This window comes from Streptomyces sp. CA-146814, from assembly GCF_050942385.1.
GTDB lineage: Bacteria > Actinomycetota > Actinomycetes > Streptomycetales > Streptomycetaceae > Streptomyces.
Genome location: NZ_CP192068.1, coordinates 3,238,161 through 3,262,500, shown reverse-complemented (window position 1 = coordinate 3,262,500; position 24,340 = coordinate 3,238,161). Strand labels below are relative to the sequence as shown.

The following is a 24,340-nucleotide window of genomic DNA, read 5'->3' as shown; positions in this document are numbered from 1 at the left end:
ACATAGGGCCAACGCCTGTGTGGATGGGTAGGGGAGCGTCGTGTGCCGGGTGAAGCAGCCGCGGAAGCGAGTTGTGGACGGTTCACGAGTGAGAATGCAGGCATGAGTAGCGATACACACGTGAGAAACGTGTGCGCCGATTGACTAAGGGTTCCTGGGTCAAGCTGATCTGCCCAGGGTAAGTCGGGACCTAAGGCGAGGCCGACAGGCGTAGTCGATGGACAACCGGTTGATATTCCGGTACCCGCTTTGAAACGCCCAGTACTGAATCAGGCGATGCTAAGTCCGTGAAGCCGGCCCGATCTCTTCGGAGTTGAGGGTAGTGGTGGAGCCGATGAACCAGACTTGTAGTAGGTAAGCGATGGGGTGACGCAGGAAGGTAGTCCAGCCCGGGCGGTGGTTGTCCCGGGGTAAGGGTGTAGGACGCACGGTAGGTAAATCCGTCGTGCATGAAGTCTGAGACCTGATGCCGAGCCGATTGTGGTGAAGTGGATGATCCTATGCTGTCGAGAAAAGCCTCTAGCGAGTTTCATGGCGGCCCGTACCCTAAACCGACTCAGGTGGTCAGGTAGAGAATACCGAGGCGTTCGGGTGAACTATGGTTAAGGAACTCGGCAAAATGCCCCCGTAACTTCGGGAGAAGGGGGGCCATTCCTGGTGATCCGATTTACTCGGTGAGCTGGGGGTGGCCGCAGAGACCAGCGAGAAGCGACTGTTTACTAAAAACACAGGTCCGTGCGAAGCCGTAAGGCGATGTATACGGACTGACGCCTGCCCGGTGCTGGAACGTTAAGGGGACCGGTTAGTGCACTTTCGGGTGTGCGAAGCTGAGAACTTAAGCGCCAGTAAACGGCGGTGGTAACTATAACCATCCTAAGGTAGCGAAATTCCTTGTCGGGTAAGTTCCGACCTGCACGAATGGCGTAACGACTTCTCGACTGTCTCAACCATAGGCCCGGTGAAATTGCACTACGAGTAAAGATGCTCGTTTCGCGCAGCAGGACGGAAAGACCCCGGGACCTTTACTATAGTTTGATATTGGTGTTCGGTTCGGCTTGTGTAGGATAGGTGGGAGACTGTGAAGCGGCCACGCCAGTGGTTGTGGAGTCGTCGTTGAAATACCACTCTGGTCGTGCTGGATGTCTAACCTGGGTCCGTGATCCGGATCAGGGACAGTGTCTGATGGGTAGTTTAACTGGGGCGGTTGCCTCCTAAAGAGTAACGGAGGCGCCCAAAGGTTCCCTCAGCCTGGTTGGCAATCAGGTGTTGAGTGTAAGTGCACAAGGGAGCTTGACTGTGAGACCGACGGGTCGAGCAGGGACGAAAGTCGGGACTAGTGATCCGGCAGTGGCTTGTGGAAGCGCTGTCGCTCAACGGATAAAAGGTACCCCGGGGATAACAGGCTGATCTTCCCCAAGAGTCCATATCGACGGGATGGTTTGGCACCTCGATGTCGGCTCGTCGCATCCTGGGGCTGGAGTCGGTCCCAAGGGTTGGGCTGTTCGCCCATTAAAGCGGTACGCGAGCTGGGTTTAGAACGTCGTGAGACAGTTCGGTCCCTATCCGCTGTGCGCGTAGGAATATTGAGAAGGGCTGTCCCTAGTACGAGAGGACCGGGACGGACGAACCTCTGGTGTGCCAGTTGTCCTGCCAAGGGCATGGCTGGTTGGCTACGTTCGGAAAGGATAACCGCTGAAAGCATCTAAGCGGGAAGCCTGCTTCGAGATGAGTATTCCCACCCTCTTGAGGGGTTAAGGCTCCCAGTAGACGACTGGGTTGATAGGCCAGATGTGGAAGCCCTGTAAGGGGTGGAGCTGACTGGTACTAATAGGCCGAGGGCTTGTCCTCAGTTGCTCGCGTCCACTGTGTTAGTTCTGAAATAACGAACAGCCGTGTCAACACCGGTTTTGTTCAAATTTTCATAGTGTTTCGGTGGTCATTGCGTTAGGGAAACGCCCGGTTACATTCCGAACCCGGAAGCTAAGCCTTTCAGCGCCGATGGTACTGCAGGGGGGACCCTGTGGGAGAGTAGGACGCCGCCGAACAATTATTGTGGGAAAGCCCCGCACCCTTGTGGTGCGGGGCTTTTCTGCGTTCTGAGCGTCTAGGGTCGGACCATGCGCTACGAACTGGTCATCTTCGACAACGATGGTGTGCTCGTCGACAGTGAGCCGATCTCCAACACCATCCTCGCCGGCTACCTCACCGAACTCGGTCACCCCACCTCGTACGAGGAGTCGCTCCGCGACTACATGGGGGCCGCCGTGCACCGGGTGCACGACCTCGTCGAGGAGCGGGGCGGTGAGAAGCTTCCCGCGGACTTCGAGACCACCCTCCACGCCCGCACCTTTGCTGCTTTCGAGCAGGAGCTGGTGGCGGTGGACGGGGTCGAGGAGCTGCTCGGCAAGCTGGTCGCCGACGGGGTCGACTACTGCGTCGCCTCGTCCGGGAGCCACGAGAAGATCCGCGTCGGGCACCGCAAGACCGGCATCGACCAGTGGTTCGAGGAGGAGTGGATCTTCAGCTCGGAGGACGTCGGGCGGGGCAAGCCGGCGCCGGACCTGTTCCTGCGCGCCGCCGAGCGGATGGGCGTCGCGCCGGAGCGGTGCGTCGTCATCGAGGACAGCCCGCTCGGCGTCGAAGCCGCCCGGGCCGCCGGGATGGACGTGTACGGGTTCACGTCGATGATGCCCGCCGACCGACTGACCGGAGTGACCGGGTACTTCTCGGACATGGCCCAACTCCCGGAACTGCTCGCCTGATCCATCTACCCATGGGTAGACCGTGGGCCTACGCTCGCGGCCATGACAGACGCGGGCATGACACGTCCGGGCGCGGTCGATCCGGGCTTGCGGCACGGCAGGGTCTCACTGGCGTTGAGCTTCGGTGTCCAGGGGGTGGCGTTCGCGCTCCTCGTGACGCGTATCCCCGCCCTCCAGGACCAGTACGGGATATCCGACGGGCTGCTGCCCCTCTTCCTGGCCGCCGTCCCCATCCTGGCGGGCGTCGGCAGCGTACTCACCGAGAAAGTCGTCGCGCGAGTGCGGCCCGGGGTCGTCCTGCGGTGGGCCCAGCCCCTCGTGCTGCTCTCCCTGCTCGGCGTGGGGGCCGGCCGTCAGCTCTGGCACATCGCGGTGGCGCTCGGGGTCTTCGGACTGGCGGTCGGGGCGCTGGACGCCTCGATGAACATGATGGGCGTCAGCCTCCAGCGGGCGTACGGGCGCTCCATCATGCTCGGCTTCCACGCCGCGTACAGCCTCGGCGGGATCGCCGGGGCCTCGCTGGCGTGGGTCGGGGCGCGGTGGGATCTGTCGCTGTTCGTGTCCTACCTCCCTGTGGTGGCCGTTCTGTTGCCTGCCGCGCTCCTCGGCAGCCGGTGGTACACGGAGGGGCGGAGTCCGGAGGGAGCCGGTGACGAAGGCCCGAAGGCTTCCGGTGGGGGCCTCTCGTTCAAGCTGCTGCTGCCGCTCTGCCTGGTGATGTGTTTCGCCTACATCGGTGACTCGACCGTCTCCAACTGGAGTGCCAAGTACCTCCAGGACGTGCTCGGCAGCTCGGAGCAGATGTCGACGCTTCCGTACAACGTCTACATGGTGACGACGTTGCTGGGGCGGGCCGTCGGCGACCTCGGGGTGCGGCGGTTCGGGGCGGTCGCCGTGGTGCGGGGTGGAAGTCTGCTGGCGGCCGGCGGGTTCGCGGTGGTGGCCGGGGCGCCGGGGGCCTGGGTGGGGATGGCCGGTTTCACCATGCTCGGGCTCGGGCTCTGTGTGATCGTGCCGCAGACCTTCGCGGCGGCCGGGCGGATGTTCCCGGGGAACAGTGATGGAGCCGTGGCCCGGCTCAATATCTTCAACTATGTCGGGTTCCTGGTGGGTTCGCCGCTCGTCGGGGTTCTGGGCGATGCGTGGAGCTACCGGGGCGCCATGCTCGTACCGATGGTTCTGGTGCTGGCGACGCTGGTGTATGCCCGCTCGTTCGCTCCGAGCCCCGCCCGATACGGTGGCGGGCATGAGCGGCCGCGCACAGCTGATGTGGGATGACGCAGTTACGGGATACGACTTCGGGGAGAGCCACCCCATGGACCCGGTCCGTCTCGCCCTGACGATGGGGCTGGTGCGGGCGTTCGGGCTCGATGAGGCGGTGGACCTGCGGTCGGCGAAGCCGGTCGGGGACTCGACGCTGCGGCTCGTGCACCGGCAGGACTACGTGTCCGCCGTACGGGCCGCCTCGGCGAATCCGCGGGCCGCCGACCAGGAGTACGGGCTGGGTACGGTGGACGATCCGGCGTTCGCGGGGATGCACGAGGCGTCCGCGCTGATCGCCGGTCTTTCCGTCGGGGCCGCCGAGGCCGTGTGGCGCGGCGAGACCGCGCACGCGGTGAACTTCACCGGGGGGCTGCACCACGCCATGCCGGGCGCGGCCGCCGGGTTCTGCATCTACAACGATCCGGCGCTCGCCATCGCCCGGCTGCTGGAGCTCGGCGCCGAGCGGGTCGCGTACGTCGATGTGGACGTCCACCACGGCGACGGCGTCCAGGCCGCGTTCTGGGAGGACCCGCGCGTCCTGACGATCTCCTTGCACGAGCACCCGAGGACCCTGTTCCCGCAGACCGGGTGGCCGGAGGAGACCGGGGCCGGGGCCGGCGAGGGCTCTGCCGTGAATCTGGCGCTGCCGGCCGGGACCGGGGACGCCGGGTGGCTGCGGGCCTTCCACGCCGTCGTGCCCGAGCTGCTGGCCGATTTCCGGCCCCAGGTGCTCGTCACGCAGCACGGGGCCGACACGCACTTCGAGGACCCGCTGGCGCACCTCGCGGTCTCGCTGGACGCGCAGCGGGCGGTGATGGAGTCCTGTCACGAGCTGGCCCACCAGTACGCCGAGGGCGGGCGGTGGGTGGCGCTCGGCGGGGGCGGGTACGCGGTGGTGGATGTCGTACCGCGGTCGTGGACGCATCTGGTCGGGATCGCCGCCCATGCTCCCGTCGATCCGGAGTCGGTGGTGCCGCCGTCGTGGCGGGATCTTGTCTACGCCCGTACGCGGCAGTTGGGGCCCGGCCGGATGACCGACGGGCGTACGCCGTCCTGGCCGTCCTGGGAGGACGGGTACGACCCGGCGGACCGGCTGGACCAGGCCGTCCTCGCGACCCGTAAGGCGGCGTTCCCGTTGCGGGGGCTGCTCGCCTGATCCGTGGCGTACCGGATGGGCATTGTGCCGTGCGGTTACGCCAACGGTGGGGCGTACCGGGAATTCGGCCCGCCCGGGCCGGGGGATGCGGCAGCATCCCGAGGGTGTTGAGCACCGGGGCGTTGCGCGCCCATCTGCTGGCGGCCCGGCTGGCCGGGCCCGTTGCCACGTCGCGCGAGAACAGTCTGCGCAGCTACCGGCTGTTCGCCGCGCGCGATCCGCGGGTGATGCTGGGGCTGACGCCCGAGCGGGCCTGGGGTGAGCCGGAGGTGCTGCGGCTGATGGCGGAGCGGTGCGGGGTCTCGGCCGATCCCGCGCATGTGTCGGGTCCGGACGCGATCGATCCGGAGCGGACGGTGGCGGCGCTGGACGCGTTCGCGGAGCGGCTGGGGCGGGTGGCGTCGCTGCGGGCTCCGGTGCTGCTGGGGACCGGGCATCCGCACCGGCTGCTGGGTTTCTACGCCGGACTGGCAGACGCCTTGTCGGCGGCGGGATGCCCTGTCCTCACCCCGGCGCAGGGGAGATGTATCGACATAACGACCCGGTTCGGCGTACGTACGTACCGTCTCGACTACGTACGGGGGGTCGCGCTGGTCCGCGAGCCCGGGGGGCGGCCCTCGGGTGGTGAAACCGGCGCACACACGCATTCGCCGCTGCCGGTCCGGGTGGCGCTCCAGGACGCGGCCGAGCGGTACGGGGTGCTTCCGGAGCTGGTGATCGGGGATCACGGGTGGGTCTGCGGCGCAGGTCAGCTCGGTATCGAGGCGATCGGGCCGGCGGATACGGACGATCCCGCGCTCTTCGTCGGCGAGGCCGAGGGGCGGGTTTCGGTCGCCGTGCCGCTCGACGACGGGGTCCGCTCGCACTACTACCGGCCGCTGACGCGCTATGTGCTCCACCGGGCGGGCCTGCCCTCGTAAGTGGCCTGGTCGTCCCTCCTCTTCCCCACTCGCACCACCCGCCCCTAACCTGGGGAGTGAGCGCACAGCGACGAAGAGTCACCGGAGGGGAAGCCGGTGCGCGTCCGGTGCGGAAGGTACAGGTGGGTCATGGCTGCTGACAACGAAAGGCCTCTCAACGAGGTCAGGTTTCTGACCGTGGCGGAAGTCGCCTCGGTCATGCGAGTGTCGAAGATGACCGTGTACCGCTTGGTGCACAGCGGTCATCTGCCGGCGATCCGGGTGGGAAGGTCCTTCCGGGTGCCGGAGCAAGCGGTTCACGCGTATCTCCGCGAGTCCTTTGTGGGGGTGGAATCAGCCTGAGGCCTTGAGACGAGGCCTCGGAAGCCTGGGGTTTGCCCTCGGATTACGTCCCTCACGCGGTGGCGGGTAGGCTAGGCCGACGTAGGTCGTGTGGGCCCAGACGCCCCGCACCAGTGAAGAAGAAGTGAGCGAGGGTAGTCGTGGGCTCTGTTATCAAGAAGCGGCGCAAGCGGATGGCCAAGAAGAAGCACCGCAAGCTGCTCAAGCGCACGCGCGTTCAGCGTCGCAACAAGAAGTAGCGAACGCAGTTCGTGAGATCCGCAGCCCTCCCGCCGTTCCGGCGGGAGGGCTGCGGTGCGTTACACGGCAACCGTTCAACCGCTACGGTGACGGCCAGGGAAGTTACCGCGGGAAGCAGGGGAACAGGGAAGCAGGGTTCGGCTTCCCCTGCCGACGGAAGGCGCTGTCTTGGGGAAGGTCGTCCTCGTCACAGGAGTGGCCCGGCAGCTGGGGGGCCGCTTCGTCCGGCGCGTCCAGCGCGATCCCGGGGTGGACCGGGTGATCGCCGTGGACGCGGTCACGCCCGCGCATCCGCTGGGCGAGGCCGAGTTCGTCCGGGCGGACATCCGGCAGTCCGCGCTGGCGCGGATCCTCGCCGAGCACGCCGTCGACACGGTCGTGCACCTGGACGTCTCCGGCAAGGCGCTCGGCACCGCCGGCCGGACGGCGATCAAGGAGACCAACGTCATCGGCACCATGCAGCTGCTCGGCGCCTGCCAGAAGTCGCCGACCGTGCAGCGGCTCGTGGTGAAGTCGAGCACGAGCGTGTACGGGTCGGCGTCCCGTGATCCGGCGGTGTTCACCGAGACCACGCCGCCCAAGTCGCTGCCGAGCGGCGGGTTCGCGAAGGACGCGGTGGAGGTCGAGGGGTACGTACGCGGCTTCGCCCGGCGTCGCCCGGACGTCGCGGTGTGCGTGCTGCGGTTCGCCAACATCCTGGGGCCGCGGCCGGACTCGCCGCTGGCGGACTATCTGTCGCTGCCGGTCCTGCCGACGGTCTTCGGCTACGACCCGAGGCTCCAGTTCGTGCACGAGGACGATGTGGTCGACGTCCTCCAGGTCGCGGCGCGCGAGCCCCGGCGCGGAACGCTGAACAGCGGGACCTTCAACATCGCCGGGGACGGGGTGCTGTTGCTCTCGCAGTGTTCGCGGCGGCTGGGGAAGCCGACCGTTCCCGTTCTGCTGCCTGCCGTCACGTGGGTCGGCTCGGCGCTCCGTACGATCGGTATGACCGACTTCTCGCCGGAGCAGATCCGGCTGCTGACCCATGGCCGGGTGGTCTCGACCGTGCAGATGCGGGAGACCCTCGGTTTCCGGCCGGAGTTCACCACGGCCGAGACCTTCGCGGAGTTCGCGCGGAGTCTGGGTCCGGGGCTGCTGCCGCCGGAGACGGTGGGCAGGGCGGTGGACCGGCTGGCGGAGCTGCCGCTGCCGGGTGGTGCCGGGCCGCGGGAGCGCGGGGCCGGTGCGGTACAGACGACTCACGGCGGCAGGTAGAGGAGCGCGGTTGCGATGGCGGACGCCAAGGTCATTCCGTTCGACGACGACCGTTCGCGGTCCGGTGGCGGTTCGCGTCCGGCCCGGCGCCGGACCGGGAGCGGCAGCGGCGGGCGGGGCGACGGCTCCACGGCGCCGGTGAGCGCCCTGCCGGGCGGCCGGTTGCCCGATCCTTCCGAGGAGGCCGCGGCGGGGGCTCAGGAGCCTCAGGAGGCCCCGGAGTCTCCGATGGGCGAGGCGGGTGAGGCCGGTGGTGGCTGGGACCGGCGGATCGCGGGCGGGCTCGCGTTCCTGCGGCGGCGGGTCACCGGCGACTACGAGGTCGACGAGTTCGGTTACGACAAGGAGCTCACCGACCAGGTCCTGATGTCGGCGCTGCGGCCGCTGGCGGACAAGTACTTCCGGGTCGAGGTGAAGGGCATCGAGAACATCCCGTCGGAGGGCGGGGCGCTCATCGTGGCCAACCACTCCGGGACGCTGCCGCTGGACGGGCTGATGCTCCAGGTCGCGGTGCACGACAACCACCCGGCCGAGCGTCATCTGCGGCTGCTCGCCGCCGATCTGGTCTTCCAGCTGCCGGTCGTCAACGAGCTGGCGCGGAAGGCCGGGCACACGCTGGCCTGTGCGGAGGACGCGCAGCGGCTGCTGGAGACGGGCGAGATCGTCGGGGTGATGCCGGAGGGGTTCAAGGGGATCGGCAAGCCGTTCGGCGACCGGTACAAGCTGCAGCGGTTCGGGCGGGGCGGGTTCGTCTCGACGGCGCTGCGGGCGGGGACCCCGATCGTGCCGTGCTCGATCGTGGGGGCCGAGGAGATCTACCCGATGATCGGCAACGCGAAGACGCTGGCGCGGCTGCTGGGCTTCCCGTACTTCCCGATCACGCCGACGTTCCCGTGGCTGGGTCCGCTGGGTGCGGTGCCGCTGCCGACGAAGTGGACGATCCAGTTCGGTGAGCCGATCCCGACGGACGGCTATCCGCCGGAGGCGGCCGATGACCCGATGCTGATGTTCAACCTGACGGACCAGGTGCGGGAGCAGATCCAGCACACGCTGTACAAGCTGCTGGTGCAGCGGCGGTCGGTCTTCTTCTGAGGGCTTGGGTACGTGAGAGGGGGCCGGTACGCGGATCGCGTGCCGGCCCCCTCTCACGTACGCCCGTATGTCCTACGGCTTGGGCTTGAGGTTCTCTCCGTCGATCCCGAGGCCGGGGAGGAGCCCGGGGAGCAGCGGAGGGAGGGTGACGTCCGGGGCGGGGCGGGGTGTGGTGCTCGGGCGGTCCTCCGGGGTCGGCTGGGTGAGCCCGTCGGTGGGGAGGTCGTCGAGCAGGCCGTCCGTACCGCCGTCGAGGAGGCCGTCGTCCGGGGTGGCGCCGGAGGAGCCGGGGGAGCGTGGTGCGTCCGACGGCTTCGGTGCGGTGGTGGAGTCGGGGCGGTCTTCGGAGGGGGCCGGGGGCGCGGGGGCGGGGCCGTCGGTCCGGGGGGATCCGGTCTCCGGCGTGGTGGTGCCCGTGGGTCCGGTGTCCTCGCTGCCGCCCGGGGGACGGGGGAGGAGGGACTGGAGCGGGGCGACGTCGTCCTCCATGGCCGCGAAGACGGAGCTGACCTGGTCGCGGATGTCGGTGAGCTGGACGGGGAGCCGGTCGCGGAGGCTGCTCCAGGTGGCGCGGTGCGAGCGGGAGAAGGTGTCCAGGGTCTGGATGGGGCCGATGGAGCCGTCGCGCTGGTAGGCGGAGTGGAGCAGGCGGTGGCCCTCGGAGGCGTCGTGGGACATGCCGTTGAGCGCGCGTCTGACCGCGCCGAGGGACTCGTGGTCCAGCTCACCGGCGCGGCCGCGCTCCATGAGTCTGCGGGCCTCGCTGAGGCGGGTGGAGGCCTGGTCGAGGTAGGCCTCGCCGCGGTCGGCGTCGCCCTTGGCCATGCCGAGGCTGATGTCCTCCATCCCGCGCTTCAGCCCGTACAGCGAGTCACCGGGCAGGGCGTCGGAGCTGGCAGCGGCCACTCCGCCGAAGGCGCCCGCTGCCACACCCACGGTGAGCCCACCGGCGGTGAGCCCCTTCGCCCAGCGGGAGCGGGGACGCAGTCTGCGCAGTGGAGAGGCCCGGTGGGCCCCCTTGCCCCGTTGCACGGGCACCGTAGGGCCCGTCGCTGCGCCGCCCTCGGCGAACATGGCCTCCATGGCGGCGACGAGCTGGGCTCGCTGCACCACTTTGACCTCGGGGTCCAACTGCGGCTTCGGTAGCTCACCGAGGCCGTTCGCCAGGGCCAACAGCGGTCCGCGGTCGGCCTGATCGGCCGGCTCCTCGGGCTGTACGGCCGCCGCACCCTGGGGGGTCTGCTCCTCCAGGGCCTGGGCGAAGGCGTTCGCCCGCCGGTGTGCCGAAACGTTTGCGATCACTGGCGGCACCTCCTCTCGTCATGACGGTCGACTCCCCTGGCGGTCCGGAAGGTTGCCCACCTTGAGCGTTTCCACTCGATGGAGTGAGTGGCGACGGACAGGGCGTGACGACAGGGGGCCTGCAACCGGCACAACGAGCGCCTCGGCACTTGGGTTACGCACGAAAGATGATCGGACCAGTGGGTGAGGGGACGGTCACTTTCCGGCGCCGATCACACCGGTTCCGGTCAGCGGGCGTCGTCCGGCAGGAGTCGGGCGAGCGTGCGGACGGCGCGGTACTGCAGGGTCTTGATCGCGCCCTCGTTCTTTCCCATCACCCGGGCCGTCTCGGCGACCGAGAGGCCTTGCAGGAAGCGCAGCGTGACGCACTCCTGCTGCTGTGGATTGAGTCGGCGCACGGCCTGGAGCAGTGCGGCGTTGGAGAGGGACTCCAGGACGGAGTCCTCGGGGGAACGCTCCACCTCGTTGGCGTCGAGCATTTCGCCGGTGGTCACTTCCAGCCGGAACCGACTGGATTTGAAGTGGTCGGCGACCAGGTTGCGGGCGATGGTGACCAGCCAGGCGCCGAAGTCGCGGCCCTGCCAGGTGAACGTGGAGATACGGCGCAGCGCGCGGAGGAAGGTCTCACTGGTGAGGTCCTCCGCGGTCGCCTTGCCGCCCACGCGGTAGTAGATGTACCGGTACACGGTGTCGCTGTACTGGTCGTACAAGCGGCCGAAGGCGTCGGCCTCGCCGGCCTGTGCGCGCTCGACGAGGTCCATCATGCGCGCGCTGTCGCTGTCGGCCGTGGGACGGCGGACGGTCGACGTGGCCGAGGCGGCGCGGGTGCTGCGTCTTCCGACCGCCGCACTGCGTTCGGCCATGGCGTAGCACGGGCCGACGGGTGCAGGGGTGGCGAAGGCGGGGACGGCGTACGCGGTGGGGACGAAGCCGCGCAGGCGGTCAATGACCGATGCACGCAGCGTAGCCAGGCCCGAGGCGTCAACCCCGACGTGTGGGTACACGGGACTCCCAGAGGCAGAGCTTCCATCACGAGCAGTTCGAAAAACGTCACTCGTCGTAGCGAGCGGCGGTCTCCGTGATGCGTCTGAGGAGAATAACGCTTCGTGCAGGCGGCACTACACCCAGTTGTCTAAATCACCGATTACGTCGTTTCTTGTATCGCTAAGTGACGCACTGAGCAGCGCATCGTGACCACTTATTGATCAGATTGCTTCGTGATCTGTCACTCTCCCGCTCGGGCGCCCGGTTGACGGGCACAGCGGGTATCGGGCGGTACGAAGGGTGCGCGCGGGCAGCAGGCAGCGGGCCGCGGTCAGCGGCGGCGGCGGTGCAGGGCGAGCGCGGCGGCGGTGCCGCCCGCCAGTGCGCCGACGCCGGCCGCGGCGGGGATGCCGACCTTGGCCGCCTTGCGGCCGGTGCGGTAGTCGCGCAGCCGCCAGTCCAGGGACCGGGCGTGCTTGCGGAGCTTGGTGTCCGGGTTGATCGCGTAGGGGTGGCCGACCAGCGAGAGCATCGGGATGTCGTTGTGCGAGTCGCTGTAGGCGGCGCACCGCTCCAGGTCCAGGCCCTCGGCCGCCGCCAGCGCGCGTACGGCTTCGGCCTTGGCGGGCCCGTGCAGGGGCTCGCCCACCAGGCGGCCGGTGTAGACGCCGTCCACCGATTCGGCGACGGTGCCGAGCGCGCCGGTCAGGCCGAGGCGGCGGGCGATGATGGTGGCGGTCTCCACCGGGGCGGCGGTGACCAGCCAGACGCGCTGCCCGGCGTCCAGGTGGGCCTGGGCCAGGGCGCGGGTGCCGGGCCAGATGCGGTCGGCCATGTACTCGTCGTAGATCTCCTCGCCGATGGACATCAGCTCGGAGACGCGGTGGCCCTTGACGATGGAGAGCGCGCTGTCGCGGGCGTCCTGCATGTGCTCGGGGTCCTCGACGCCGGCCAGCCGGAACCAGGCCTGCTGCCAGGCGAACCGGGTGAGCTCGCGGCGCTCGAAGAACTTCCGCTTGTACAGGCCCCGGCCGAAGTGGAAGATCGCGGCGCCCTGCATGACGGTGTTGTCGAGGTCGAAGAAGGCGGCGGCGCGGTCGTCCCCGGCGACCGGGAACGCGGGCTCCTCGGGTGCCTGGTCGGACGCCTGGCCGGGGGCTCCGGTCAGGAGGGCGGACTCGTCCTCGACCGAGGTCTTGCGTGCGGCCTCTGCCGCGGCCTCGCCTGCCAGGACGCTCCGTGCGGTTGCGGAACGCCTACGGGGGGTGAGCCATCCAAGAGCGGCCATGCGGTGAGCATAGCCAGTCCGCCGGTACGTGCCCGACCTGCCGGGATGCGGCGGCGTGAACTCTGCGGGGCCGAATCGTTAATCGGGCGATTCCGGGCGGTCCGCCGACCGTACGAGCGGGCGCAGAATGAGAGGCATGAGTCCGCTGCTGCGTCGTACGAAGAAGAAGCCCGCCGACCGGGTGGTCACCCTGATCGGGAAGCCGGGGTGCCATCTGTGCGAGGACGCCCGGGCGGTGGTGGGCGCGGTCTGCGAGGAGACCGGTGCGTCGTGGGTGGAGAAGGACATCACCGAGGACGAGGGGCTGTACAAGGAGTACTGGGAGCAGATTCCGGTGGTGCTGATCGATGGCGAACAGCACACGTTCTGGCGGGTGGACCCGGCGAGACTGCGCAAGGCGCTGGGTGCGGACGTGAAACTCGGTTAACATCATGGGCGTTTTGAGTGGTCTCGGGGGCGTAGACATGAGGAGCGTGTACCGCTTTGCCCCCTTCGAGGCTGCAACGGGCTGATGCGGTCCCCGGTTCCGGGATCGCACGGGCAATGTGCGTGACCCCGGTCACTTTGACCGGACAAAACGGACACTATCTTTGTGCACGCGTTCACAAAGACATAGCCTGCATTCGACGGGGCGGTCTTGGGACATACGGCCGCCTGCAGCCCCGCTCATCCCGCAGGAGCACCGTGGCAACTGGCCGAACTCACCGACCGGCGACCCGTAGCCGAGGAATTCCCGAGGCCACCGTCGCCCGACTTCCGCTGTATCTGCGCGCCCTCACGGCGCTCTCCGAGCGGTCCGTACCCACGGTCTCCTCCGAGGAACTGGCCACCGCGGCCGGGGTCAACTCCGCGAAGCTGCGCAAGGACTTCAGCTACCTGGGGTCCTACGGCACCCGCGGGGTCGGGTACGACGTCGAGTACCTCGTCTACCAGATCTCCCGCGAACTCGGCCTCACCCAGGACTGGCCGGTCGCCATCGTCGGCATCGGGAACCTCGGCGCGGCCCTCGCCAACTACGGCGGCTTCGCCTCGCGCGGCTTCCGGGTCGCGGCGCTGATCGACGCCGACCCCGCCATGGCCGGTACGCCGGTGGCCGGGATCGCCGTCCAGCACACGGACGACCTGGACCGGATCATCAGCGACAACGGTGTGTCCATCGGCGTGATCACCACCCCGCCCGGCGCCGCCCAGCAGGTCTGCGACCGGCTCGTGGCCGCCGGGGTGACCTCCATCCTGAACTTCGCGCCGACCGTGCTCTCGGTGCCCGAGGGCGTCGACGTACGGAAGGTCGACCTCTCCATCGAGCTGCAGATCCTGGCCTTCCACGAGCAGCGCAAGGCCGGCGAGGACGCGTCCGCCGACGGCGAGGACCCCGAGGCGCCGCCGATGCGTGCCACGCCCGCGAGCCGGAAGGGACCCGACGGGGACATGCCCGCCGTGATGCCGGCATGAGCCTCCTCGTCGTCGGGCTGAGCCACCGCAGCGCCCCCGTCTCCGTGCTGGAGCGGGCTTCCCTCGCTGCCGACACCCAGGCCAAGCTGCTCCAGGACACCCTCGCCGCGGAACCCGCGACCGAGGCCGCCGTGCTGGCCACCTGCAACCGCATCGAGCTGTACGCGGACGTGGACAAGTTCCACGCGGGCGTCGCCGAGCTCTCCACCCTGCTCGCCCAGCACAGCGGCGTCGGGCTGGACGAGCTCACTCCGTATCTCTATGTGCACTACGAGGACCGGGCCGTCCACCACCTCTTCTCGGTGGCCTGCGGGCTGGACTCGATGGTCGTCGGCGAGGGCCAGATCCTCGGCCAGATCAAGGACGCGCTCGCGCGCGGCCAGGAGCTGCACACCGCCGGACGGCTGCTCAACGACCTGTTCCAGCAGGCCCTGCGGGTCGGCAAGCGCGCCCACAGCGAGACCGGGATCGACCGGGCCGGGCAGTCGCTCGTCTCCTTCGGCCTCCAGCAGCTCGCCGCCGGGGCCGACCCGGGCCTCTGGGCCCAGGGCAAGCGCGCCCTGGTGATCGGTGCCGGCTCGATGTCCTCGCTGGCCGCCGCCACCCTGGCGCGTACCGGCGTCGCCGAGATCATCGTCGCCAACCGGACCCGCTCCCGCGCGGAGCGGCTGGTGGAGATCCTCCAGCAGGGCGACGACACCACCGTGCGCGCCCACGCCGTCGAGATGTCCGCGGTAGGCGACGAACTGACACGTGCCGACGTCGTCGTCTCCTGCACCGGCGCCACCGGCCTCGTCCTCACCGCCGACGCGCTGGCCGACGCCCTCGGCGTCACCCTGGACGCCCCGGCCGAGGCGCCCGCCGTCACGGTCGTCCCGGCCCCCGCCGACGTCGACCAGCACGCCGCCTGGGTGGAGAACGGTTCCGCCGCCTCCGCGCCCGAGGCCCCGCGCCGCGTCACGCTGCCCGCGCAGTCCACCGGACCGGTGAAGCTCGCGCTGCTCGACCTCGCCATGCCGCGCGACATCGACGGCGCCGCCCACCGCATCGACGGGGTGCGCCTCGTCGACATCGAGTCGCTCGCCGACGCCTCCGCCGACGCGCCGATGGCCGCCGACGTGGACCAGGTCCGCACGATCGTCGCCGACGAGGTGGCCGCCTTCGGCGCCGCCCAGCGCGCCGCCCATGTCGCGCCGACCGTGGTCGCCCTGCGCACCATGGCCGCTGACGTGGTGGCCGGCGAGATCGCCCGGCTGGACGGCCGCCTCCCCGATCTGGACGAGAAGCAGCGCGCCGAGATCACCCAGACCGTGCGCCGCGTCGTCGACAAACTCCTGCACGCGCCCACCGTGCGGGTCAAACAGCTGGCCAGCGAGCCCGGCGGCGCCGGGTACGCGGACGCGCTGCGCGAACTCTTCGACCTCGACCCGCAGACGGTGGCCGCCGTCTCCCGGGCCGACCTGAACGACCCGAATAGAGGGCGGTCATGACCGACAACTCATCGCCGGGCGCGGGCAACCCCGCGCCGCTCCGGCTGGGCACCCGGCGCTCCAAGCTCGCCATGGCCCAGTCCGGCCTCGTGGCCGAGGCGGTCCGCGAGGTGACCGGGCGCGCCGTCGAGCTCGTCGAGATCACCACGTACGGCGACACCTCCCGCGAGCACCTGGCGCAGATCGGCGGCACCGGCGTCTTCGTCGCGGCCCTGCGCGAGGCGCTGCTGCGGGGCGAGGTGGACTTCGCGGTCCACTCGCTCAAGGACCTGCCGACCTCGCAGCCCGACGAGCTGGTGCTGGCGGCCGTGCCGCAGCGTGAGGACCCGCGCGACGCGCTGGTGGCCCGTGACGGGCTGACCTTCGAGCAGCTGCCCGACGGCGCCCGTATCGGCACCGGTTCGCCGCGCCGCATGGCGCAGCTGAACGCGTACGCCCGCTCGCACGGCCTGCGGATCGAGACCGTCCCCATCCGGGGCAACGTCGACACCCGGATCGGGTTCGTGCGGGACGGCGAGCTCGACGCGGTGGTCCTCGCCGCCGCCGGGCTCAGCCGCCTCGGCCGGACCGCGGAGGTCACCGACTTCCTGCCGGTCGACACCGTTCTGCCCGCTCCCGGCCAGGGAGCACTGGCGATCGAGTGCGCTGCGACCAGCGCCGACCTCGCCGCCGCGCTCGCCGAGCTCGACGACCCGTACACCCGGGCCGCCGTGACCGCCGAACGTGCCCTGCTCGCCGCCCTGGAGGCCGGCTGCTCCGCACCTGTGGGTGCGCTGGCCGACCTCCTGGTCGACGGACAGGCTGTCAACGAACTGCGCCTGCGCGGAGTCGTCGGTACCACCGACGGTTCCTCGCTGGTACAGCTGTCCACCACCGGTCCCGTCCCCACGTCGCACGACGACGCGGCGGCCCTCGGTCGCGAACTCGCGGCCGAGATGCTCGCCAAGGGTGCGGCCGGTCTTATGGGGGAGCGAGCACTTTGAGCCCCACCGGCCCCGCCGCATCCGACTTTCCTGCCCTGTCCCCACGAGGTCAGGTCACCTTCCTCGGCGCCGGTCCCGGCGACCCGGGACTGCTGACGCTCCGCGCCGTCGAGGCGCTGGCGAGCGCCGACGTCCTGGTCGCCGAACCGGACGTTCTCGACGTCGTTCGCGGCCATGCGCGCTCCGGCGTAAGCACGCCTGAGCTGACGGTTGTTGACGTGTCGTCAACCGCCGCCGGAGTACCCGTTCTCAGGGATGCGGCCAATCTTGTCATGGAGGCCGCGAAGGGCGGCAGGCGGGTGGTCCGTGCTGTGGCGGGCGACCCGGGCCTGGACGGCGACGCGGGCGCGGAGATGCTCGCCTGCGCCGCCGCCGGGGTGCCCTTCGAGGTGGTCCCGGGCGTGGCGACCGCCGTCGGCGTGCCCGCGTACGCCGGGGTGCCGCTGCGCGACGCGCAGGGCGCCGACGTGCGCTTCGTCGACGCCCGTACGGCCTCCGACCGGTGCTGGAGCGAGGTCGGCGCGAGCGACGCGACCGCCGTCGTCTCCACCACGCTGGACGCGGTCGCGGCCGCCGCCGGCGAGCTGGTCTCGGCCGGGCGCAAGCCCGACACCCCGCTCACCGTGACGATCGCGGGCACCACCACCCGCCAGCGCACCTGGACGGCGACCCTCGGGACCATCGCCCAGGTCTTCAAGCAGGCCAAGGTGCTCCCCTCGCCGGAGGGGCACCGGCCGGTCATAGCCGTGGTCGGTGAGCGCAGTGCCGCCGCCCAGCGCGACCAGCTCGCGTGGTTCGAGTCCAAGCCGCTGTTCGGCTGGAAGGTGCTCGTCCCGCGCACGAAGGAGCAGGCCGCGTCGCTCTCCGACCAGCTGCGTTCGTACGGTGCCGTCCCGCACGAGGTCCCGACGATCGCCGTCGAGCCGCCGCGTACGCCCCAGCAGATGGAGCGCGCGGTCAAGGGCCTGGTCACCGGCCGCTACGAGTGGATCGCCTTCACCAGCGTCAACGCCGTCAAGGCGGTCCGGGAGAAGTTCGAGGAGTACGGGCTCGACGCCCGCGCCTTCGCAGGGATCAAGGTCGCGGCCGTCGGCGAGCAGACCGCCGCCGCGCTGGTCGACTTCGGTGTGAAGCCGGACCTGGTGCCCTCCGGTGAGCAGTCCGCCGCCGGGCTGCTGGAGGACTGGCCGCCGTACGACCCGGTCTTCGACCCGATCGACCGGGTGTTCCTGCCGCGCGCCGACATCGCCACCGAGACGCTGGTGGCCGGGCTGATCGAGCTGGGCTGGGAGGTCGACGACGTCACCGCGTACCGCACGGTCCGCGCCTCGCCGCCGCCGGCCGACACCCGCGAGGCGATCAAGGGCGGTGGCTTCGACGCGGTCCTGTTCACCTCGTCCTCGACCGTCCGGAACCTGGTCGGCATCGCGGGCAAGCCGCACAACGTCACGGTCATCGCGTGTATCGGCCCGGCCACCGCGAAGACCGCCGAGGAGCACGGCCTGCGCGTGGACGTCCTGTCCCCGGAGCCGTCCGTGCACAAGCTCGCCGAGGCGCTCGCCGCCTTCGGTGCGCAGCGGCGGGACGCGGCGAAGGAGGCCGGCGACCCGGTGACCCGGCCGAGCGAGCGCCGCCCGGGTGCGCGTCGGCGCCGGACGACGACGTAGCAGGGTTACGGGGGTGGTGGGCCCGGTCGCTTCGGCGACCGGGCCCACCGGTCTTTTCCGGGCCGGGCGCAAGGGCCTGTTCATAGCCTGCGCCGGGGCCTTTCCCGGCGCAGGTGTCGGTAAGCGGGTGATGTGGGCGGGTCTATCGTCGAAGGATGACTGCGTACGGAAACTTCCCCGGCTCCCGCCCCCGGCGGCTGCGGACGACCCCGGCGATGCGGCGGATGGTCGCCGAGACCCGGCTCGACCCGGCGAACCTGATCCTCCCCGCGTTCGTACGGGAGGGCATCGACGCCCCGGTCGCCATCTCGGCCATGCCCGGCGTGCACCAGCACACCCTGGACACCCTGCGGAAGGCGGCCGTCGAGGCGGTCTCGGCCGGGGTCTCGGGGATCATGCTCTTCGGTGTCCCGGAGGACGCGAAGAAGGACGGCCGGGGCACGGCGGGCACCGACCCGGACGGCATCCTCCAGCTCGGGCTGCGGGCGGTGCGCGAGGAGGTCGGGGACGACCTGGTGGTCATGTCGGACCTGTGCCTGGACGAGTACACCGACCACGGGCACTGCGGGGTCCTGGACGCCGACGGGCGCGTGGACAACGACGCGACCCTGGAGCGGTACGCGGAGATGGCCCAGGTCCAGGCGGACGCCGGGGCCCATGTGGTGGGCCCCAGCGGGATGATGGACGGCCAGGTAGGGGTGATCCGGGACGCCCTGGACCAGACCGGGTACGAGGACGTGTCGATCCTCGCCTACACCGCGAAGTACAGCTCGGCCTTCTACGGCCCCTTCCGCGAGGCCGTCGGCTCCTCGCTCACCGGCGACCGCAAGACCTACCAGCAGGACCCGGCCAACGCCCGGGAGTCGCTGCGGGAGCTGGCGCTGGACCTGGAGGAGGGCGCCGACATGGTCATGGTGAAGCCCGCCGGGCCGTATCTGGACATCCTCGCCAAGGTCGCGGAGTCGGTGGACGTGCCGGTCGCGGCGTACCAGATCAGCGGCGAGTACGCGATGATCGAGGCCGCCGCCGAGAAGGGCTGGATCGACCGGGACAAGGCGATCCTGGAGAGCCTGACCGGGATCCGGCGGGCCGGGGCGCAGATGATCCTCACCTACTGGGCGACCGAGGTCGCCCAGTGGCTCGGGCGCGGCCGGGACTGAGCCGTCGTCCTCAGGGGCTGCCCTGGAGGCCGGAAAAGAACTCAGGGCCCACCCGCTCCGGTCTCCTGGAGCCGGTGGGCCTCCTTGATGGAGAAGCGGGCGCTGTCCCGTACGAGCGGGTCCTGGTCCGCGCGGGCCGTGGAGTCCAGGGCCATCGCGACGAGCGGGTCCGAGGTGTAGGGCGCCAGCGACATCGCCGCGTACTGCCGGACCAGGTCCTCCTCCGGCTCCCGCAGCGCGGTGAGCAGGGCGCGGCCCGCGCGGCGGCGGAGGTCGGGGTCGTCCGGGGGCCAGACCCGCAGGACGGTGGCGCTCTCGACGCGGGCGAGGTCGTACTCCTCCGCGTCGGCGACCACCGAGACGAGGAACGGCAGCGCCTGCGCGTTGGCGTCCAGCTCGGTGATGATCTCGCGCTTGCGGTCACTGCCCGGGGGCAGTGCGCGGTACTCGGCTATCAGGCGTTCGGCGGCTTCGGCCGCTGCGGCGGCTGCCGTGGTCGGGGGGTGCGTGTCGTTCATGGGGGTGGACACTTTCTGTCAGGGCCAGTCGACCTGTGCCATGAATGCTACGAAAGTGACCATCGCGGTGGCAGGTGCGGCCAGTGACAGGCCCACGCGGCGGGGCCGGTCGCTCGCGTGAGTACCGGGGTTCAGCCGGCCGCCGGAAGGTCCGCCGGTTCGCCTGTCCTCGCGGCGAGCCAGGCGCGGGCCGCGCCGCGTTCGCCGTCCGTGAGCGGTGGGCGGACCTGGTCCGGGTGGCGGATGACGTAGTGCTCGCTCGCCGCCTTGAGACCGATCGCGCGGGCCTCGGCGGAGAGGCGGGGGTCGTCCGCCACCTCCTGGGCGCGCCGCCACCAGCTGTGACTGCGCGGGTCGATGGCGTAGTGCCAGAGCGGCTGGGCGGGGTCGGCCACGCCGATCAGGACCCGGTGCAGGACGTGCGGCCTGATGCCCGGTTCGCCGATCAGCCGCTCGGCGACGTGCAGCGGGTGGGTGTCGTCGAGGCGGGCGCGGAGCAGGACCCAGGTCATGAGGTGGCCGGTGTCGTGGGCGCCGGAGGCCACGAAGTCCCACAGCTCGGCGGCTCGGGTCTCGTCCGGCGCGCCCAGGTGGGTGAGGAGGCGGAGCGGTGCCTTCCAGAGCGGCTTGGGCTTCGCCCACCAGGACAGCAGCTCGTCGGCGGCCGGGTGCGCGAGGTCCTGGGCGAGGCAGGTGAGGGTGACCAGCGGGTGGCGCCACTCGGTGTAGGTGGTGCGGTACTGCTTGGTCAGCTCCTTCTTCCAGCGCGGCAGGAGGGCTCGCAGGTCCGTTTCGGTGGCCTGGCCGTGGGCCTGGAGCAGCTCCAGGCAGAAGGCGATGCCCTGGACGCCGGTGGCGGGGTCGGCGAGGCGGTCGCGCAGCCAGTGGACGTCGGCGGGGGAGAGCGTGCGGTAGCGGTGCCAGAGGTCGCCGAGCGCGCCTTCGTGGGTGGTGAGGTCCGGGCCGGTGCCGGCGAGCAGGTCGTCGCGGGCGGCCTCGTACCGGTCGGCGGCGGCGAGCGCGTCGGCCGCCTCGGGACCGGTGAGCCGGGCGGCTTCCTCGCGTACGCGGGTGAGGTGGTCGTACGCCGCGTGCGCGGCCGCCACGCGGAGCGGGCGCGGCAGGCGGTCGTCGGTGGTGAGGCGGACGGTGGTGAGGGCGGCGAACGCCTGGGCGGCGGCGCGGTCCGCCTCCGGGTGGGCGGCGCGCCAGTCGTTGGTGACGGCGGTGCGGAGGGCGGTCAGCAGGGCGGCGGCTCGGGCGGGTTCCCGAGGAGCCCCGGTGAGCTGGTCGGAGAGCGTACGGGCCGCCTGGTGCGGGTCCGGTTCGTGGAGCGTGCGGTACGTGCGGAACCAGGCGGGGACGGCGCTGTCGTGACCGGCCAGGGCCATCGCGCGCAAGGTGGTCAGGGCCTGCGGGGACGGGTGCTCGGCGAGGGTCTCCGCCGCGGCCGGGCCCAGAGCGGCGGCCATGTCCCAGGCCTCGTCCCGCTCCTGACGCAGCAGCGCGTTCAGGACGGGCCACCGGCCGGGCCAGGCGGAGAGCCGGCCGGCGTACTCCTCCTGCCAGGCGGCCAGCAGCCGTGACGTCTCGTCCGGTGTCAGCGCCCGGCGCAGCTCCAGCGCGGCGGCGAACCCCGCGACCCGGTCCGGCTCCACCGGCCCGGCCAGCCGGTCGTGCAGCCACCGCTCCTCGGGTCCGGTGAGCGGGGCGGGCGAGTCGTGGTGGCGGGACGTGCCGAGCCGGTCGAGGAGTTGGCGTACTCCGGTCTCGTCCTGCGGGTCGGGCAGCCCGTCGGCGTCCGCCGCCGTCACCCGGTCCAGCTGGAAGGCGCCTCGCGGGCCGCCGTTGACGATCCGGTAGCCGTCCGGGCCGTCCCCGAGACCGGCGGCGACCGTGGCGTGGTCGCCGCCCCAGTGCAGGTACAGCGCGCCGGTGAGCGTGCCGGAGCGGTCGAAGGCGGCGTGGGACTGCCAGTGCCAGTACGCGAAGGAGGCGTCCGGGCCGACACCCCGGGCCGCGAACAGCTCGGCGGCGTCCTCGTGGCCGTCGGACTGGGTGTAGCGGCTCCGGGTCGGCGGCGGCAGGGCGACAAAGCTGTCGCCGCCGAGCGTGCGCCACCAGGCCTTGATGCTGCTGAGGTCCGTGCTCAGTCCCACCAGAACGACCACGCTTCCTGGTTGAGGACCGCCTTCTCCGCGTAGACGTCGAGGTCGTACGGCGGGGACTGGTCGATGTTGTCCGGGCAGAAGGCATAGTGCTCGGCGGCCAGCGCGCGGGCCTCGGCCAGGGTGGTCGGCGGGCGGCCCACGGAGACGGTCATGGTGTCGAAACCGAGCACCACGACCCGCGCGTCGTACCGGTCCTCCCAGGAGCGGAGCACCGCGCAGAGCCGGGCCACGTCGTTCTCGTGGTTCACCGGGCCGGACCAGCCGATCGCCGCCGGTATGTCGGCGCTGCGGCGGGCCGGGACGAGGGCGATGCGGGCTCCGCCGAGCGAGTCGTCCGCGGCGGCGGCGATCACGCCCGCGAGGCCCGCGGCCGCCGTGTCCGCGTCCTCGGCGGCCTCCCGGGCGGGAACGGGCGCGAGACCGGGCCAGGACGAGCCGGGGCCCGGGGCGTCCTCGTCGGCTGCCGCGCCGTCGCCGGTCTCGTCGTCAGCGTGGTCGACGTGGTCCGCCCAGTACCCCGCGAGGACCTCCTCGGCGTCGTGGTCGCCGGGATACGACGTGCCGTCCGGGCAGAGGTCCCACTGCTCCGGCCACTGGTCCCGGTGGCCGCCCGTGACCAGCACCGGCAGCAGCCCTACCCGCCGCCCGGCCGCCCGCAGGTCCGGCCAGTCGCCCGGGGCCGCCGGGCCGTCCGCGTACCAGAGCAACGGCTCGGGCCAGGGGCCGTCCAGCGTGGCGTCCACCAGGGAGCCGGGCGGGAGATCCAGGCCGGAGGAGGCCGGGTCGGGGAGAGGATTCGGGAGCGTCGCCATGGTGGGGAGCCTAGGCGGCGGCACTGACAACGAGCGGGGCGGTGACGTCGGCCGGACGACGGGGGCGGCTTCGGGGCCAGGACGACGGGGGTGGCTGCGGGGCTAGGGCGTGGGGGCGGACTCCGCGAGGCCGCCGGCCAGGTCGTCCGGGAGCAGCGGGCGCATGAAGGTGCGCTCGTACCGCAGTACGCAGCCGCTCTCGTCCCGGATGCGGTCCGCCTCTATGAACGCCGGATCCCGGCCGAACAGGTGCCGGTACTCCTCGTACGCGGCCAGGCTCGGGAAGCTGAACAAGGCCAGCGCCTCGTCGCTCGCGCCCTCCGCCGGGAGGAAGTAGCCGTGGTGCGTGCCGCCGTGGGCCTGCACCAGTTCCATCCAGCGGGTGCCGAACCGCTCAAAGGCCGCGATCTTCTTCGGGTCGATGGTGTACCGCACGACACAGGTGATCATGTGCTCAGGCTAGGGCGTGTCCGGCGGATCAGGACCGGATGGGCCGCCCCGCCCTTGGTGCAACCCTTCAGGGACGGAAGGTACGGCGGTAGGTGTCGGGTGGGACGCCGACGCTGCGGTGGAAGTGGCGGCGCAAGGTCGTGGCGGTGCCCATGCCGGTGGCCGCCGCGATGGTCTCCACGGTGGCGTCGGTGGTCTCCAGCAACTCTTGTGCGTGGCGAATGCGCTGGGAGTGGAGCCATTGCAGTGGCGTGGTGCCAGTGAGGTGCTTGAAGTGGCGGCTGAGGTGGCGTGAGCTCATGCGGGCCTGGCGGGCCAGGTTCTCCACGGTCAGTGGCTGGTCCAGCCGCTCCAGCGCCCAGGGGAAGAGCTCGCGCAAGGGGTGGTTGCCCGGGGCGGGGAGGGGGGCGGCGATGAACTGGGCCTGCCCGCCGTCGCGGTGGGGCGGGATGACCAGGCGTCGGGCGATCTTGTTGGCGTTGGCCGAGCCATGGTCGAGGCGGACCAGGTGCAGGCACAGGTCCATGGCGGCGGCCTTGCCCGCGGAGGTGAGGACATCGCCGTTGTCGACGTAGAGGACGTCCGGATCGACGGTGGCCGCCGGGTGGCGCCGGGCCAGTTCCCGCGTGTGGGCCCAGTGTGTGGTGGCGCGCCTGCCGTCGAGCAGTCCTGCCGCGCCCAGGACGAAGGCGCCCGTGCACAGTGAGGCCACGCGGGCACCGGCCGCGTGGGCCGCACGGACCGCCTCGACCAGCTCAGCGGGCGGGTCACAGTCGGTGTCGGCCCAGCCGGGGATGATCACGGTGTCCGCGCGCGCGAGGTGGTCGAGTCCGTGGTCGGGTTCCAGGCGGAAGCGGTCGACGTGCACCGGACCGCTCCCGCAGAGGGAGAAGTCGTACCAGGGGTCCACGATGTGGGTCAGGTCGGTTCCGAAGACCTCGACCGCCACGGACAGTTCGTAGTGGAGCATGCCGTCGGTGACGGCCAGCGCAACAGCGGGCATGTCCGAAACTGTACGTGGCCTGTCGTTT

22 protein-coding genes and 2 rRNA genes (1 of these 24 running past the window's edge) are annotated in these 24,340 nt (G+C 70.7%); 16 read left to right on the top strand and 8 right to left on the bottom strand.

Annotated features, from left to right (window positions below; translation table 11 throughout):
• The 10 genes from ACQP09_RS14385 to ACQP09_RS14340 all read left to right on the top strand — a co-directional run.
• Positions 1 to 1,848: ribosomal RNA gene (locus ACQP09_RS14385) — 23S ribosomal RNA — on the top strand (it extends 1,277 nt beyond the left edge of the window).
• A gap of 80 nt (positions 1,849 to 1,928) precedes the next feature.
• Positions 1,929 to 2,045, top strand: a 5S ribosomal RNA gene (gene rrf, locus ACQP09_RS14380).
• 72 nt (positions 2,046 to 2,117) lie between these two features.
• Complete coding sequence (locus tag ACQP09_RS14375; protein WP_433399271.1) at positions 2,118 to 2,762, top strand: HAD family hydrolase; 645 nt, start codon at positions 2,118 to 2,120, stop codon at positions 2,760 to 2,762.
• Positions 2,763 to 2,804: 42 nt separating this feature from the next.
• Positions 2,805 to 4,040 (top strand): MFS transporter, encoded by a 1,236-nt coding sequence (locus tag ACQP09_RS14370; protein WP_433399268.1) that lies wholly within the window; start codon positions 2,805 to 2,807, stop codon positions 4,038 to 4,040.
• Positions 4,009 to 5,181 carry an acetoin utilization protein AcuC gene (locus ACQP09_RS14365; RefSeq protein ID WP_433399265.1) on the top strand — a complete coding sequence of 391 codons (1,173 nt, stop codon included), beginning with the start codon at positions 4,009 to 4,011 and terminating at the stop codon, positions 5,179 to 5,181. Before ACQP09_RS14370 ends, ACQP09_RS14365 begins: the two co-directional genes overlap by 32 nt.
• A 104-nt stretch (positions 5,182 to 5,285) precedes the next feature.
• Complete coding sequence (locus ACQP09_RS14360) at positions 5,286 to 6,101, top strand: phosphatase (RefSeq protein WP_433399262.1); 816 nt, start codon at positions 5,286 to 5,288, stop codon at positions 6,099 to 6,101.
• A gap of 129 nt (positions 6,102 to 6,230) precedes the next feature.
• Positions 6,231 to 6,443: a helix-turn-helix domain-containing protein gene (locus ACQP09_RS14355; protein ID WP_015609302.1), complete on the top strand. Its 213-nt coding sequence runs from the start codon at positions 6,231 to 6,233 to the stop codon at positions 6,441 to 6,443.
• A 140-nt stretch (positions 6,444 to 6,583) separates the two neighbouring features.
• Positions 6,584 to 6,682 carry a 30S ribosomal protein bS22 gene (locus ACQP09_RS14350; RefSeq protein ID WP_003948845.1) on the top strand — a complete coding sequence of 33 codons (99 nt, stop codon included), beginning with the start codon at positions 6,584 to 6,586 and terminating at the stop codon, positions 6,680 to 6,682.
• A 169-nt stretch (positions 6,683 to 6,851) separates the two neighbouring features.
• Positions 6,852 to 7,940 carry an NAD-dependent epimerase/dehydratase family protein gene (locus tag ACQP09_RS14345; RefSeq protein WP_433399258.1) on the top strand — a complete coding sequence of 363 codons (1,089 nt, stop codon included), beginning with the start codon at positions 6,852 to 6,854 and terminating at the stop codon, positions 7,938 to 7,940.
• A gap of 15 nt (positions 7,941 to 7,955) precedes the next feature.
• On the top strand, positions 7,956 to 9,032 hold the full coding sequence (locus ACQP09_RS14340; RefSeq protein WP_433399255.1) for a lysophospholipid acyltransferase family protein: 1,077 nt from the start codon (positions 7,956 to 7,958) through the stop codon (positions 9,030 to 9,032).
• Positions 9,033 to 9,104: 72 nt separating this feature from the next.
• Here the strand turns inward: ACQP09_RS14340 and ACQP09_RS14335 are convergent, their stop codons facing one another.
• From ACQP09_RS14335 to ACQP09_RS14325, 3 genes are all read right to left on the bottom strand, one after another.
• On the bottom strand, positions 9,105 to 10,334 hold the full coding sequence (locus ACQP09_RS14335; protein WP_433399252.1) for a DUF5667 domain-containing protein: 1,230 nt from the start codon (positions 10,332 to 10,334) through the stop codon (positions 9,105 to 9,107).
• A 227-nt stretch (positions 10,335 to 10,561) separates the two neighbouring features.
• Positions 10,562 to 11,338 (bottom strand): ECF subfamily RNA polymerase sigma factor, BldN family, encoded by a 777-nt coding sequence (locus tag ACQP09_RS14330; protein WP_404069396.1) that lies wholly within the window; start codon positions 11,336 to 11,338, stop codon positions 10,562 to 10,564.
• A gap of 311 nt (positions 11,339 to 11,649) precedes the next feature.
• Positions 11,650 to 12,606: an HAD family hydrolase gene (locus tag ACQP09_RS14325; protein WP_433399248.1), complete on the bottom strand. Its 957-nt coding sequence runs from the start codon at positions 12,604 to 12,606 to the stop codon at positions 11,650 to 11,652.
• Between the two features lie 136 nt (positions 12,607 to 12,742).
• Between ACQP09_RS14325 and ACQP09_RS14320 the strand changes: the two genes are divergently transcribed.
• The 6 genes from ACQP09_RS14320 to hemB all read left to right on the top strand — a co-directional run bounded on the left by ACQP09_RS14320 (position 12,743) and on the right by hemB (position 19,358).
• On the top strand, positions 12,743 to 13,033 hold the full coding sequence (locus tag ACQP09_RS14320; protein ID WP_433399245.1) for a glutaredoxin family protein: 291 nt from the start codon (positions 12,743 to 12,745) through the stop codon (positions 13,031 to 13,033).
• Positions 13,034 to 13,290: 257 nt separating this feature from the next.
• Positions 13,291 to 14,058, top strand: a complete 768-nt coding sequence (locus tag ACQP09_RS14315; RefSeq protein WP_326705167.1) for a redox-sensing transcriptional repressor Rex — start codon at positions 13,291 to 13,293, stop codon at positions 14,056 to 14,058.
• Positions 14,055 to 15,548: a glutamyl-tRNA reductase gene (locus tag ACQP09_RS14310; protein ID WP_433399242.1), complete on the top strand. Its 1,494-nt coding sequence runs from the start codon at positions 14,055 to 14,057 to the stop codon at positions 15,546 to 15,548. Before ACQP09_RS14315 ends, ACQP09_RS14310 begins: the two co-directional genes overlap by 4 nt.
• Positions 15,545 to 16,531 carry a hydroxymethylbilane synthase gene (gene hemC, locus ACQP09_RS14305; RefSeq protein ID WP_433399239.1) on the top strand — a complete coding sequence of 329 codons (987 nt, stop codon included), beginning with the start codon at positions 15,545 to 15,547 and terminating at the stop codon, positions 16,529 to 16,531. Before ACQP09_RS14310 ends, hemC begins: the two co-directional genes overlap by 4 nt.
• The gene (locus ACQP09_RS14300; protein WP_404069384.1) at positions 16,528 to 18,198 is read left to right on the top strand and encodes a uroporphyrinogen-III synthase; all 1,671 of its coding nucleotides are present in this window, start codon (positions 16,528 to 16,530) and stop codon (positions 18,196 to 18,198) included. The genes hemC and ACQP09_RS14300 overlap by 4 nt, the downstream gene beginning before the upstream one ends.
• A gap of 155 nt (positions 18,199 to 18,353) precedes the next feature.
• A complete protein-coding gene (gene hemB / locus ACQP09_RS14295) occupies positions 18,354 to 19,358 on the top strand; it encodes a porphobilinogen synthase (protein WP_433399234.1) in 1,005 nt (334 codons plus the stop codon).
• Between the two features lie 41 nt (positions 19,359 to 19,399).
• On the opposite strand, the gene ACQP09_RS14290 is transcribed toward hemB, so the two are convergent.
• The 5 genes from ACQP09_RS14290 to ACQP09_RS14270 form a co-directional block, all read right to left on the bottom strand.
• Positions 19,400 to 19,876, bottom strand: a complete 477-nt coding sequence (locus ACQP09_RS14290) for a hypothetical protein (protein WP_030573753.1) — start codon at positions 19,874 to 19,876, stop codon at positions 19,400 to 19,402.
• Positions 19,877 to 20,007: 131 nt separating this feature from the next.
• Positions 20,008 to 22,047 carry a hypothetical protein gene (locus tag ACQP09_RS14285; protein WP_433399231.1) on the bottom strand — a complete coding sequence of 680 codons (2,040 nt, stop codon included), beginning with the start codon at positions 22,045 to 22,047 and terminating at the stop codon, positions 20,008 to 20,010.
• On the bottom strand, positions 22,026 to 22,859 hold the full coding sequence (locus ACQP09_RS14280) for a DUF4253 domain-containing protein (protein ID WP_433399229.1): 834 nt from the start codon (positions 22,857 to 22,859) through the stop codon (positions 22,026 to 22,028). The genes ACQP09_RS14285 and ACQP09_RS14280 overlap by 22 nt, the downstream gene beginning before the upstream one ends.
• A 102-nt stretch (positions 22,860 to 22,961) precedes the next feature.
• Entirely contained in the window at positions 22,962 to 23,309 is a 348-nt protein-coding gene (locus ACQP09_RS14275) for an NIPSNAP family protein (protein WP_433399226.1), read from the bottom strand.
• A 67-nt stretch (positions 23,310 to 23,376) separates the two neighbouring features.
• A complete protein-coding gene (locus tag ACQP09_RS14270) occupies positions 23,377 to 24,312 on the bottom strand; it encodes a helix-turn-helix domain-containing protein (RefSeq protein WP_433399223.1) in 936 nt (311 codons plus the stop codon).
• Positions 24,313 to 24,340 lie beyond the last annotated feature (28 nt).